At 31.4% G+C, this 13,466-nt stretch carries 11 protein-coding genes; all 11 read left to right on the top strand.

The window, feature by feature from the left end:
• Nucleotides 1-7: 7 nt before the first annotated feature.
• The 11 genes from HM981_RS08205 to HM981_RS08155 all read left to right on the top strand — a co-directional run bounded on the left by HM981_RS08205 (nt 8) and on the right by HM981_RS08155 (nt 13,289).
• Nucleotides 8-1,240, top strand: coding sequence for an ABC transporter permease (locus HM981_RS08205; protein ID WP_179338287.1), 1,233 nt, complete (start codon nt 8-10; stop codon nt 1,238-1,240).
• A 136-nt stretch (nt 1,241-1,376) separates the two neighbouring features.
• Nucleotides 1,377-2,357 (top strand): PLP-dependent cysteine synthase family protein, encoded by a 981-nt coding sequence (locus tag HM981_RS08200; RefSeq protein ID WP_179338286.1) that lies wholly within the window; start codon nt 1,377-1,379, stop codon nt 2,355-2,357.
• A 156-nt stretch (nt 2,358-2,513) separates the two neighbouring features.
• On the top strand, nt 2,514-3,581 hold the full coding sequence (locus tag HM981_RS08195; RefSeq protein WP_179338285.1) for a methyltransferase: 1,068 nt from the start codon (nt 2,514-2,516) through the stop codon (nt 3,579-3,581).
• Between the two features lie 393 nt (nt 3,582-3,974).
• A complete protein-coding gene (locus HM981_RS08190) occupies nt 3,975-5,099 on the top strand; it encodes an FIST signal transduction protein (RefSeq protein WP_179338284.1) in 1,125 nt (374 codons plus the stop codon).
• Entirely contained in the window at nt 5,096-6,826 is a 1,731-nt protein-coding gene (locus tag HM981_RS08185) for a PAS domain-containing hybrid sensor histidine kinase/response regulator (protein WP_179338283.1), read from the top strand. The genes HM981_RS08190 and HM981_RS08185 overlap by 4 nt, the downstream gene beginning before the upstream one ends.
• A gap of 33 nt (nt 6,827-6,859) precedes the next feature.
• On the top strand, nt 6,860-8,134 hold the full coding sequence (locus HM981_RS08180; RefSeq protein WP_179338282.1) for a DUF2851 family protein: 1,275 nt from the start codon (nt 6,860-6,862) through the stop codon (nt 8,132-8,134).
• Nucleotides 8,135-8,146: 12 nt separating this feature from the next.
• Nucleotides 8,147-8,374, top strand: a complete 228-nt coding sequence (locus HM981_RS08175) for a PspC domain-containing protein (RefSeq protein WP_179338281.1) — start codon at nt 8,147-8,149, stop codon at nt 8,372-8,374.
• A 15-nt stretch (nt 8,375-8,389) separates the two neighbouring features.
• Entirely contained in the window at nt 8,390-9,415 is a 1,026-nt protein-coding gene (locus tag HM981_RS08170; protein WP_179338280.1) for a potassium channel family protein, read from the top strand.
• Between the two features lie 92 nt (nt 9,416-9,507).
• Nucleotides 9,508-11,103 carry an alanine/glycine:cation symporter family protein gene (locus tag HM981_RS08165; RefSeq protein ID WP_179338279.1) on the top strand — a complete coding sequence of 532 codons (1,596 nt, stop codon included), beginning with the start codon at nt 9,508-9,510 and terminating at the stop codon, nt 11,101-11,103.
• 115 nt (nt 11,104-11,218) lie between these two features.
• The gene (locus HM981_RS08160) at nt 11,219-12,109 is read left to right on the top strand and encodes a ComEA family DNA-binding protein (RefSeq protein ID WP_179338278.1); all 891 of its coding nucleotides are present in this window, start codon (nt 11,219-11,221) and stop codon (nt 12,107-12,109) included.
• A 13-nt stretch (nt 12,110-12,122) separates the two neighbouring features.
• The gene (locus HM981_RS08155) at nt 12,123-13,289 is read left to right on the top strand and encodes an acyl-CoA dehydrogenase family protein (RefSeq protein WP_179338277.1); all 1,167 of its coding nucleotides are present in this window, start codon (nt 12,123-12,125) and stop codon (nt 13,287-13,289) included.
• Nucleotides 13,290-13,466: the final 177 nt, after the last annotated feature.

Here is a 13,466-nt window from a genome sequence, read left to right as displayed (position 1 = left end):
TTTAAGTGTGAATTTCGAGTTATTTATAGCTAAACGTATAATAGGCAATAAAACGTATAAAAGTAGTGTTTCGGCACCAATAATTAAAATTGGTATCGCGGCAATTGCTATTGGCATAATTGTAATGCTAATTGCGATTGCAACTGGTCTAGGGCTGCAACAAAAAATCCGAGATAAAGTCGTTGCATTTAATGGTCATATAGAAATTACTAATTATGACACCAATTCTTCAGATGAATCGCAAGTTCCAATATCTAGAAATCAAAAGTTTTATCCTAATTTCACAGAAGTTGAAGGCATAAAACACATACAAGGAGTAGCTCAAAAGTTTGCAATAATTAGAACTGAAACAGATTTTGAAGGTGTTATAGTTAAAGGAGTCGGAGCTGATTATAACTGGAACTATTTTAAAGAGTTCTTAATAGACGGAAGATTACCGGATTATACGCAAAAGCGAAATGAGGAAATTTTAATCTCTAAATATCTTGCGAATCGGTTAGGTTTTAAAATTGGAGATACATTTCAAACCTTATTTGGAAATCCATTGAATGACAGACCACGTATTCTTAATTATGAAGTTGTAGGTATTTATAATTCTGGTTTTCAGGAATTAGACGAAAAATTCTGTATTGCAGATTTAAGACATATTCAACGTCTTAATAAGTGGGAAGATGACCAAATAGGAAGTTTTGAAGTTTTTATAGATGATTTCTCACAAATTGATGAGAAGACTTTAGAAGTTTATAAGGCCATTCCGTCATTAATGAATGCGACTTCTATTACTAGAAAACATTATGCTATTTTCGAGTGGATTAAGATTTTTGATAACAATACGTATGGCATTATCGCCATTATGATTATTGTCGCAGGTATAAATATGATTACAGCATTGCTAGTTTTAATCCTAGAACGTACAAGCATGATAGGGATTTTAAAAGCACTTGGAAGTTCTAATTGGACCATTAGAAAAGTGTTTCTTTATAACGCGTCTTACTTGGTTGGTTTGGGGTTGCTTTGGGGAAATATAATTGGTTTAGGGTTGCTCTTCGCGCAAAAGTATTTTAAGTTATTTCCATTAAATCCAGATACTTATTATGTAAGCACGGCACCAGTTTATATCAGTTGGGATTATATTGTAATGCTCAATATTGGAACCTTCGTAGCGTGTTTATTAATGCTTCTAATTCCTTCCGTAATTATCTCTAAGATTTCGCCAGTTAAAGCGATTCGGTTTGATTAAAGACCATATTCAGTTTATAATTTAAGATAATATCTCTGTGCTACTTTGAGTAACCGTTTTTGGAATTAGAATTTAACTTTTTAAGGATTTTAATAACACAACATTTAACGTAACTTTGCAATCGCAAAATGAAATTATGGACTACGCAGAAAATATATTAGGTACAATAGGAAATACACCATTAGTGAAAATGAATGCACTAGTGAAAGACTTACCTTGTTTGGTACTCTCTAAATACGAAACTTTTAATCCAGGAAACTCTGTAAAAGACAGAATGGCTCTACAGATGATTGAAGATGCAGAAGCAGATGGTCGTCTTAAACCAGGAGGAACTATTATTGAAGGAACTTCTGGAAATACCGGAATGGGATTAGCATTAGCAGCCATAATAAAAGGTTACAAATGTATTTTTGTAATGGCAGATAAACAGTCTAAAGAGAAAGTAGATATTATGCGTGCAGTAGGCGCAGAGGTTATTGTTTGCCCAACAGCAGTAGAGCCAACAGATCCACGTAGTTACTATTCTGTATCTAAAAGATTAGGTGAAGAAACACCAAATTCTTGGTATGTTAATCAATACGATAATCCTAGTAATGCTAAAGCACATTACCAAAGTACAGGTCCAGAAATCTGGAAACAAACGGATGGTAAAATCACACATTTTGTGGTTGGAGTTGGTACAGGAGGAACTATTTCTGGTGTTGGAAAATACTTAAAAGAACAAAACCCTGATATTAAAATATGGGGAGTAGATACTTATGGTTCTGTATTTAAAAAATATCACGAAACGGGTATTTTCGATGAAGACGAAATCTATCCTTATGTAACAGAAGGTATAGGTGAAGATATTTTACCTAAAAATGTAGATTTCGATATTATTGATGGTTTTACTAAAGTAACCGATAAAGATGCTTGCGTGTACACACAACGTTTGGCAAAAGAAGAAGGGATGTTTTTAGGAAACTCCGCAGGATCTGCTATAAAAGGAGTATTACAATTAAAAGAGCATTTTAAACCAGACGATGTAGTTGTGGTTTTATTTCACGATCATGGTAGTCGTTATGTTGGTAAAATGTTTAATGACGATTGGATGCGAGAAATGGGGTATATAGATTAACAAATAACATTTTATCATTCATAAAAAACAAAAATCCTGATATCACTATCAGGATTTTCTATTTTTCATCATGACCACAGAAACAAAGCAATCTATTTAGGGTTTGGTTTTAATTAACAATCATTAGCCTACCTTTACAAAAAGTAAAACAATTCTATGAATTCTGAAATAAAAGTAAACAAACCAGAACCGATTTCAGTTCCTAAAGAAATAGCAATTTTTAATCGCGAAGCAGATGTTAAATCAACGATTAAAACATTAGAAGCTGGTAATTACGTATTAATCACGGAATTCTATAATAATGGTGCTGTGCTTTTAAAAGAGATACAATATCATCTTAATAAAACGTTCGCTAATAAAACGTTTAAGGAACAACGTGCGTATCGTGCTGCATATCATAAGCTTTCCAATCTTATTGTAATAGAAATTGAAGAACATCAATTAGTAGTAAAAAAATCACCAAATATTGGTTGGTTTAAAAAGTTGTATCCTGATACGTCTGATTTTTTACTCACCTTTCCGCAAGTACAAGGCTTAAATAGTGCTTGGCAATGGTATGAGAACGGAATTACCATACCTGTGTTACGAAACAAGATTCATCCGTTTTATGGAACTTACTTTCCAACACGTTTTGAACATTTAGAATTATTTGATAATTGGTTAAAACGATATTCAGGACCAAAAAAGTCAGCTATCGATGTTGGTTTTGGGAGTGGAGTATTAGCATTGCAAATGATTAAGCATGGGTTTCAAAAAGTCTTTGGGACAGATACCAATCCAAACGCAATTGTTGGTTTAACAGAAGCAATGGGAACCACAAAATTATCTCGTAAAGTCGAATTAGATTTTGGATCACTTTTTGGTAAATGGAGCAAACCATCAGAGCTGATTGTCTTTAATCCACCTTGGTTACCAGAAAAACGAAATATTGAAAATTTAGACGAAGCTATTTACTATAATGACGCCTTGTTTCCTGATTTCTTTAAAGCCGCAAAAGAAATGTTACTGCCAGAAGGAAAGCTAGTACTCATCTTTTCAAATTTGGCGCAAATTACAGGTTTAACTAAATCACATCCTATTGAAGAAGAACTAGCAAAAGGAGGCCGATTTAAATTAGAACGTTGTTTTAATAAAAATGTTAAAAAAGCATCAGACAAAACAAAACGCGACTTAGAGCATCGTAAAAATGAAGAAGTTGAACTTTGGATTTTAACGCATATATAAAAAGGTCTTTTCATTGTAAACGGTGAGAAGCATAAGAATTGTATTTAATATTAAAACAAAAAAAATCCTGATTAATAGTCAGGATTTTTTTTATTAAATGATTTTGCTACAATGAGAAGAAATTTGTTTGATGATGATGCTTTTTAATAATAATAAGCAATTGTGATAAATACCTTTTTTTTGCGATAAGTGTAAGTTTCGTTTTGCTTAAAATGTAAAAGTTTAGTGATTTTTTGAAGATAGTTTACTTTTTTTATTATTAAAATGTAATTATCTCTATTCTTGTGATTTAAAAATATATAGTTTTCGAAATAATGAAAAATTATTATATATTCGTCTAAACGCATATTTCTACGATTATTTGTGTTTGCCCCAACCTAAACTTAACCTATAATGATAGTAGAGCAGTTATCTCTCAAAGATTCAACATGGCATAATAGCATAAACACAATTGAGATTGTACCCAACATAATCTTATTGTTTGTATCTCCGATGTTTAAAGCTAAAACAGAATTAGTTGAGCAATTATTAAAAATGTATCCCAATGTAAATCTCCTTGGTTGTTCTACGGCAGGTGAAATATCAGGAATTACCGTTACTGACGAAACGGTTTCGCTAACTGCAATTAAATTTGAAAAGGTACAGCATCAACTAGAAATAGTTAAAATAGAACATAAAAATCAAAGTTTTAAAGCAGGAGCTAGTTTAGCTCAAAAACTAAAATCCGAAGATTTAAAACATATTCTACTATTTAGTGATGGCCTTAATGTTAATGGAGCAGATTTGGTATCTGGTTTAAGAAGTGTTTTACCGAGTACGAGTATTACAGGCGGATTAGCAGGAGATGGCTATGACTTTAAAGAAACCTTTGTTATTGCTAATAAAGATATAACAGATAAAATTGCTGTAGGTATAGGATTGTATGGCAACGAATTAAAAGTAGGTTATAGTTCTAAAGGTGGTTGGGATAGTTTTGGAATTGAACGTAGAGTTACCAAATCTGATGAAAACGTACTTTATGAATTAGATGGTTTCCCAGCATTAGAATTGTATAAATCTTTTTTAGGTGATAATGCAAAAAAATTACCAAGTTCAGGATTATTATTTCCACTAAATTTAAGGGTAAATGAGAGTGATGCTCCAGTGGTAAGAACTATTTTAGGGGTTAATGAAGCTGAACAAAGTTTAACCTTTGCAGGTAATATTCCTGAAGGTGCTTATGTAAGATTAATGAAAGCTAATGTAGATCGGCTAATAAATGGGGCAGAAGATTCCGCAAAAAAAGCAATTAATGTTACCAAGCAACACACAGAATTAGCAATATTAATAAGCTGCGTTGGACGTCGTTTAGTTTTAAAACAATTAGTAGAAGAAGAGGTAGAAGTTGTTAGAGAAATTATTGGTGAAAAACCAAAAATAACAGGTTTCTATTCTTACGGTGAAATTGCTCCATTCGGTTTGTTTTCACCTTGTGAATTGCATAATCAAACCATGACAATAACAACCTTGTCAGAATGATGAATTCTAATAAACATAGACTTTTAAGAAGACAAATTCGGAAATCCGGATTTGATGACGCAGACTTAGAAAAATTCAAAGATTTTTTTAATGCCGTAAATGAAGCCTACAAGGGCTATGATGATGATGTTAAACATGCTGAAATTATTTTAGAAGAAAGTTCTAATGAACTGTTTAAAGCCAATCAGGCTTTAAAATCTGAGGTGGTTAGAGCAGAATCTGAGTTAAACATTATTGTAGATACAATTGAAGGTGTCATTTTTAAAACCGATATGAGTGGCAATTTTAAATATTTAAATAAAGCTTGTCAAGATTTATTAGGTATATCTGTCGAAGAATCGTTAAATAAAAATTACAGAGATTTATTAAGTGGCATTAATAATGATGAGAATTTAAGACTTCAAAGTTTTTTTGCAGAGTACCATGACGATTTTATAACGTTGTTAAAGTACTTTAAACCAACAGGAGAAAAAGTATGGGTTCAAGTACGTTTAGTGCTTACCTACGATAAAAACGGAATTGCAAATGGTACTATTGGTACTATGGTAGATGTCACGCAACTAAAAGAAACAGAAATTGAATTAAACCAAGCTAATAAAACAAAAGACGAATTTTTATCTACCATGTCTCATGAAATCAGAACACCATTAAATGCAGTTATTGGTATGTCTGATATTTTATTAATGGAAAAATTTTTGCCAGAGCAATTAGAAAATCTTCAAATCTTAAAATATTCTTCTGAGCATTTATTAGCATTAATTAATGATCTGTTAAATCTTAATAAATTTAAATCTAATGAAGTAAAATTGGTTGAAGATGAATTTAATCTTTCAGAACTTATCCAAAATATTCAACTACAATTTAAGCACACAGCAGTTAAGAATAATCTTAATTTTGAAACGATATTAGACAGTTCTATTCCTTCAATTTTAAAAGGTGATAGCTTAAAATTATCTCAAGTATTAAAAAACTTACTGAGTAATGCGTTTAAATTCACGCATATTGGAGGTGTTGTTTTTAAGATTGAATTATTAAGTTCTAACTTAGATAATACAAAAATAAGATTTAGCGTAAAAGATTCTGGTATAGGAGTATCTTACAACAAACAAAAGGATATTTTTAAAAGTTTTGTCCAAGCCAACGATAACACGTCTCAGTTATATGGAGGTTCAGGACTTGGATTGTATATTAGTAAAGAGCTCTTAAATATTCAGTCTACAAGTCTTCAGTTAGATAGTGTAGAAGGGAAAGGATCTCGATTTTGGTTTGATATTTCATTAAAAAATTCTAGTAGCGTAAACACATTAAAACAGAATCAGATATCTAACACAAATTCAATTGCTTTAAAAGTACTTGTGGCAGAGGATAACCAAATCAATGCTTTGGTACTTAAAAAGCTATTTAAAAAATGGGAAATCAACTTTGAAATAGCAAAAAATGGACAAGAGCTTTTAGATATTTATGATCAAAAAGATTTTGATTTAATATTAATGGATTTGCAAATGCCTATATTAAATGGATATGATACCACAAGATTTATCCGAAAAATGAGTGATAAAGGAAAATCTACAATTCCTATTATTGCATTAACGGCTTTTTCTCAATCTGAAGTAAAAGCAAAAACAGAACGTTATAAAATGGATGGTTATTTAAGTAAACCGTTTAATGTTAATGAACTGCATAAGCTTCTTAGTTTTTATAGTGTTATAAAACAAGACGTAGTTTAGCAACTTTTCTCTAAGGATTTAGTATTTTAGAGCATGCAAGAAGATTTTCTTCATTATATCTGGAAACATAAAGCCTTTGATTCTTCTTTGTTAAAAACGACAAAGGACAAAACTATTAGCATCGCCAATTTAGGTATGCACAACCATGATTCGGGTCCAGATTTTTTTAATTCACAATTAAGTATTGGTTCGCAGCTTTGGGCTGGTAATGTTGAGATTCATATAAAATCATCGGATTGGTATGTTCATAATCATGAAACGGATAAAGCTTACGATAATGTAATTCTGCATGTGGTTTGGGAACATGATACTGAAATTTTTAGAAAAGATAATTCCGAAATTCCAACTTTAGAATTAAAGCACTACGTAGATAAAAACTTAATTCACAAGTATCAAAAACTGATGTATTCTAAATCTTGGATTAATTGTGAAACCAACTTTTCTGAAGTAAATGATTTTCTTCTCAATAATTGGTTAGAACGATTATACATTGAACGCTTAGAGCAAAAATCTAAAATAATAGAAGATCTACTAAAAACGTCCAATAACGATTGGGAAGCTGTCTTGTTTAAAATGTTACTAAAGAATTTTGGTCTTAAAGTAAATGGAGATGCTTTTTTAAGCTTAGCAAATTCATTCAGTTTTTCAATTATAAGAAAATTACAAAATGATGTATTAGATGTAGAAGCTTTACTTTTTGGACAATCAGGATTGCTTGCAGGTGATAATGTAGAAGAGCGCTATTTTATAGATTTAAAAGAACGTTATGGGTTTTTAAAACAAAAATTTAAATTAGATAATAAAGGTGTTTTACCTTTACAGTTTTTTAGGTTACGACCACCAAACTTCCCAACGATCCGTTTATCTCAATTTGCTAATTTATATAATCTAGAACAAAACTTATTTTCTAAAGTGATGCGTTTGCAAACCCGAAATCAGTTTCACGAATTTTTTAATAAAGGTGTAACTGAATTTTGGAAGTCGCATTATACATTTCCAAAGACTTCAAAAAAATCAAATAAAATATTAACTAAATCCTTCATTGATTTACTCATTATAAATACGCTTATTCCTTTAAAGTTTAGTTATGCTAAAGCTCAAGGTAAACTAAATGATGATGAAATTTTTCAACTTATTAAAGAAATTAAAATAGAGACTAACAGTATTGTATCTAAATTTTTAGATTTAAAACCTGTAGGTAAAAATGCTTTAAATTCTCAAGCATTATTACAACTAAAACAACAGTATTGCGATAAAAACAAGTGCTTACATTGTGCTGTTGGCAATAGTTTAATCGTGAAAAATTAACTAACTTGCAGTATGAATAGGTCTCACAATCTTCTTTTATATTTTCAAAAACGAGGGTATTACGTTTGTCAACGTATTGCAGATCGTTTGGGTATTAGAGCCAAAATTGTAAGAACTTCTTTTATGTATCTCACCTTTGTAACCGTAGGTTTTGGTTTTGCATTATATTTATTTTTAGCCTTTTGGATGCGCATAAAAGATATAGTGTATACAAAACGCTCTTCGGTTTTCGACTTATAATTACTTTGGTATTAAATGGATAATCCGCTTTTAAGACTCTATAGATCTAAGATTTACACAGCAGTAATGATGTTGGTGTTTCTATTGTGTATTGGTGTTTTAGGTTATAGATTTATCTCAGGATATCTATGGCTAGATGCACTTTACATGACAGTAATAACGGTTACCACTGTTGGTTTTGCAGAGGTTAATCCGTTAGATACACAATCTAAAATTTTTACAATATTTTTAATCTTAGCAAGTGTGGTAATTGTAGGTTATGCAATATCAATAATAACTGAATTTATTTTAAGCAGAAATAATATAGAAGACATAAAACAACGTAAGATGCAGAAGAAAATTGATGCTATGACCAATCATATTATTATTTGTGGTTATGGTCGTAATGGTAAACAGGCAGCAAAAAAGCTAAGTGATTACGGAAAGCCATTTGTCATAGTTGAACGTAATAAAGAGGTTATTGAAAAGTTTCAAGACGATAATATCATCTTTATAGAAGGAAATGCCAACGAAGATGAAATACTCTTTGCTGCAGGAATAGAAAAGGCAAGTACACTAATTTGTGCCTTACCAAATGATGCAGATAATTTATTTATAGTATTATCAGCAAGACAAATTAATTCTCAATTGTCTATAATAAGTAGAGCATCGGAAGAAACCTCATATAATAAATTAAAATTAGCAGGTGCTAACAATGTTATTCTACCAGATAGAATAGGAGGAGACCATATGGCATCTTTGGTAGTGGTTCCAGATTTAGTAGAATTTATAGATAACTTAGGTATTGTAGGAGAGCGAAACATTAATATTGAGGAGATTAAGGTAGAGCAACTTTATAATATGAATGAAGTTAAAACCATAAGAGATTTAGATTTACGTAAAAATACAGGTTGTACCGTTATTGGATTTAAAGATGATAAAGGAGAATACATTGTAAATCCTGAAGCGGATACAGAATTAATTTCTGGCTCAAAAATCATTGTTATCGGTAGGCCAAAGCAAATACAAAAACTGAATTCTCAATATAATATAGAACAGTAAATAAATCCATTTTAACGTCTGAGACTTTAAAAAACCATTTTTTTTTATCATCTTGTCGATCTTAAACCAAAAACTAACTAACAAATTCACTTATGAAGAAATATCTTCTGTCATTTTTTGCCTTACTATTACCATTTTTAAATTTTGCTCAAGATGCCCAAGAGGTTGGGATTGATCAAAAAATTGACAAAGCTTTTGGTAATGCAACAGGATGGTTTGTAGAGGCTGTTTTTTATCAAATTCCATTTACAGATACTATAAGTATTTATTGGGTATTGTTTCCCTTAATATTAGGTGCGCTTTACTTTACATTTTATTTCAATTTCATAAATTTTAGAGGGTTTTTAATCTCTATTAATATTGTAAGAGGTAAGTACGATGATTTAGATCATCATGAATCTTTAGTTGGAGCAGGAGACTCAACACCAGGCGGAGATAATATTGAAACTATTGCTATTGAAAACCATGAAGGAGAAGTATCGCATTTTCAAGCACTAACAGCAGCATTATCTGCAACTGTAGGCTTAGGGAATATTGCAGGTGTTGCTATCGCAGTTTCTATTGGTGGAGCTGGTGCAACATTTTGGATGATTGTTGCAGGTTTCTTAGGAATGGCATCAAAATTTGTAGAATGTACACTAGGTGTAAAATATAGAGATATTGGAGAAGACGGAACCGTTTATGGTGGTCCAATGTATTACTTAACAAAAGGGTTAAAATCTAATGGTCTTGCAGGATTAGGAAAAGTATTAGCTGTGTTATTCGCCATATTTGTTATTGGTGGATCTTTTGGAGGTGGAAACATGTTTCAAGTAAATCAAGCTTTTCAATTAGTTGAAAATATTACAGGTGGAGAACAATCATTCCTACATGGTTATGGTTGGGCATTTGGTTTAGTAATGGCAATCCTAGTGGGTATTGTTATTATTGGAGGTATTAAGAAAATAGCGAAAGTAACAGATAAGATTGTGCCATTTATGGTAGCTATATATGTAGCTGCATCATTATTTGTAATCTTTGCAAAATATGATATGATTGGTAGTGCTTTTGCTGCTATTTGGAATGGAGCATTTAGCCCAGAAGGTATTGCAGGTGGTGCTGTTGGAGTTTTAATTCAAGGATTTAGACGTGCCGCTTTCTCTAATGAAGCAGGTATTGGTTCGGCTTCTATTGCGCATTCTGCAGTAAAAACAAAATATGCAGCAAGTGAAGGTATGGTTGCTCTATTAGAACCATTTATAGATACAGTTGTAGTATGTACAATGACAGCTTTAGTTTTAATTATAACTGGTTTTGTAGATCCGTTAAATCCTCCAGCAAATGATGCACAAGCTATATTATTAACGTCAAGTGCTTTTGAATCTTCTATTTCTTGGTTCCCTTATGTATTAACTGTTGCAGTTGTATTATTTGCATTTAGTTCTATGATATCTTGGTCTTATTACGGATTTCAAGGTTGGACTTATCTGTTTGGTAGATCTAAAAGAACGGAGTATACGTATAAAGTGATTTTTTGTATTTTCGTAATAGTAGGAGCAGCAGCAAGTTTAGATTCTGTTATTGGTTTCTCTGATGCTATGGTATTTGCAATGATGGTACCTAACATGGTTGGATTAATTTTACTAGCACCAAAAGTGAAAGAAGAACTTAACAGGTATATGAAAGCGATTAAAACGAATAAAGCCTAATCTCTTTTATTTAAATTATATAAAATGAATCAAACATGTTATATACCAACTTATTCAAGTAAATGATATAGAGTAAACAGCGTTTGTAGATTTATAAACATTAAATTATAACAATATGAAATCCCATTTCCAGTTTTCTAATAAACAACGGAGTGGGATTTTTTTATTGTTGGCCATTGTGGTTATTATACAATGTCTGTATTTATTCGTTCCTTTTAACGATGAAAGTTCTAATAAGGATATAGCCCTTGCGAATAAAGATCAACTCGATGCGTTTAAAAATGAATTAGATTCTCTTCGTTTAGTAGAAATTGAAAATAGGAAACCTAAAATTTATCCTTTTAACCCAAATTACATTACCGACTATAAAGGCTATACGCTTGGGATGACAAATGAAGAAATAGATAGACTTCATAAATTTAGAACAACCAATAAATGGGTGAATTCTGCAAAAGAGTTTCAGAAGGTCACTGAAGTTTCAGATTCACTTCTGTCTAAAATCTCACCGTATTTTAAGTTTCCAGATTGGGTAACTAATCCAAAACCTAAAAATCAGAGTTATAGTAATTCGTATTCAAATTCCAAAACACCTAAAACCTATGCTCAAAAGATTGATTTAAATACAGCAACAGTAAGTCAATTGAAGAAGGTTTATGGAGTAGGTGAAAAACTTTCAGAACGTATTATCACCTATAGAAATAAATTTAAAGGTGGATTTATATCGGAAGTGCAATTAAGCAGTATATACGGATTGTCACCAGAGGTTATTGAACGTATTAAGAATGATTTTACAGTTAAAACACCAAGAGCTACTAAGAAATTTAATCTTAACACAGCAACTAGAGACGAGTTAGTAACCATTCAATATATAGATTACGAAATTGCTCACAATATTATAGAAGAGCGTACGCTAAGAGAAAGCTTTAAATCTATTGAGGAATTAACAAAAGTTGAAGATTTTCCCATCAAAAAATTAGAGATAATTAAGTTATATTTGCATTTATAACTAATATAACTATATGTCAAATTTGTATTTCACTGAAGAGCACCATTTATTTAGAGAAAGTCTTAGAGATTTCTTACAAAAAGAAGTTGTACCACACATTGATAAGTGGGAAGAGACTGGACATATTGAACGTTTTATATGGAAGAAATTTGGCGATATGGGATATTTTGGTCTCGCTACACCTGAAGCGTATGGCGGACTAGATTTAGATTTATTTTATACAGTAATTTTTCTTGAAGAAATGCAACGCATCAATTCTGGTGGTTTTGCAGCAGCGATGTGGGCACATGCTTATTTAGCCATGACGCATTTAAACAAGGAAGGGAATCATGAGCAAAAAGAAAAATATTTAACACCAAGTGCATTAGGAGATGCTATTGGTTGTTTATGTATAACAGAACCTTTTGGAGGTAGTGATGTCGCAGGAATGCGTTCTACTGCAGTCAAAAAAGGAGACACATATGTAATTAATGGTTCTAAAACCTTTATTACAAATGGTGTTTATAGTGATTACTTAGTAGTTGCAGCTAAAACAAGTCCAGAATTAGGAAACAAAGGAATTAGCATCTTTGTAATGGATAGAGATACTCCTGGTATTTCGGCTACAAAATTAGATAAGTTAGGTTGGAGAGCGTCAGATACTGGAGAAATTGCTTTTGACAATGTGGTAATTCCTGCATCGAACCTAATGGGAGAAGAAGATCAAGGCTTTCCATATATAATGCAACATTTTGCTTTAGAACGTTTAATAATGGGAGTAAATTCTCATGCAAGAGCAGAATATGCTTTAGAATATGCGAAACAATATATGTCTGAAAGAACGGCTTTTGGCAGAACAATAGATAAGTTTCAAGCATTAAGACATACGTATGCAGATTGCGAAACACAAATGGAAATCTGTAAACAGTTTAATTACTATGTCGCTAAGCGATTAGATATGGGAGATTATGTAGTTAAAGAAGCAACCATGTCTAAGTTACAGTCTACTAAAATGGCAGATGATGTTATTTATCAATGTCTTCAGTTTTTAGGAGGATATGGCTATATGGAAGATTACCCTTTAGCACGTATGTCTAGAGATAGTCGTTTAGGTCCAATTGGAGGAGGAACTTCAGAGATACTTAAAGAAATTATTGCTAAAATGGTCATTGATAATAAAGATTACAAGCCAGCAACATAGAAACCAAATAAATAAAGTATTAAGTGTAGGTTTATTTATACAATAATAAGAACTCGTGAATTTTTTCGCGAGTTTTTTGCGTTTTACTGATTTTTAGGGTTAAAAATTAATGATTTATTAACACGCAAACGTTTTCGTAAGTATTTCCGTTTTGCATCCCGTCTTTATTCCTCTAAA

This window comes from Winogradskyella ludwigii, from assembly GCF_013403985.1.
Taxonomy (GTDB): domain Bacteria; phylum Bacteroidota; class Bacteroidia; order Flavobacteriales; family Flavobacteriaceae; genus Winogradskyella; species Winogradskyella ludwigii.
The sequence above is the reverse complement of the archived record's forward strand: the minus strand, read 5'-3'. Positions and strand labels throughout refer to the sequence as shown.

What these genes read in the sequence shown, in the direction of transcription:
- HM981_RS08185 (WP_179338283.1), top strand. Translation starts at nt 5,096, where the DNA reads ATGATGAATTCTAATAAACATAGACTTTTAAGAAGACAAATTCGGAAA.
- HM981_RS08175 (WP_179338281.1), top strand. Translation starts at nt 8,147, where the DNA reads ATGAATAGGTCTCACAATCTTCTTTTATATTTTCAAAAACGAGGGTAT.
- HM981_RS08165 (WP_179338279.1), top strand. Translation starts at nt 9,508, where the DNA reads ATGAAGAAATATCTTCTGTCATTTTTTGCCTTACTATTACCATTTTTA.
- HM981_RS08200 (WP_179338286.1), top strand. Translation starts at nt 1,377, where the DNA reads ATGGACTACGCAGAAAATATATTAGGTACAATAGGAAATACACCATTA.
- HM981_RS08190 (WP_179338284.1), top strand. Translation starts at nt 3,975, where the DNA reads ATGATAGTAGAGCAGTTATCTCTCAAAGATTCAACATGGCATAATAGC.
- HM981_RS08160 (WP_179338278.1), top strand. Translation starts at nt 11,219, where the DNA reads ATGAAATCCCATTTCCAGTTTTCTAATAAACAACGGAGTGGGATTTTT.
- HM981_RS08195 (WP_179338285.1), top strand. Translation starts at nt 2,514, where the DNA reads ATGAATTCTGAAATAAAAGTAAACAAACCAGAACCGATTTCAGTTCCT.
- HM981_RS08180 (WP_179338282.1), top strand. Translation starts at nt 6,860, where the DNA reads ATGCAAGAAGATTTTCTTCATTATATCTGGAAACATAAAGCCTTTGAT.
- HM981_RS08170 (WP_179338280.1), top strand. Translation starts at nt 8,390, where the DNA reads ATGGATAATCCGCTTTTAAGACTCTATAGATCTAAGATTTACACAGCA.
- HM981_RS08155 (WP_179338277.1), top strand. Translation starts at nt 12,123, where the DNA reads ATGTCAAATTTGTATTTCACTGAAGAGCACCATTTATTTAGAGAAAGT.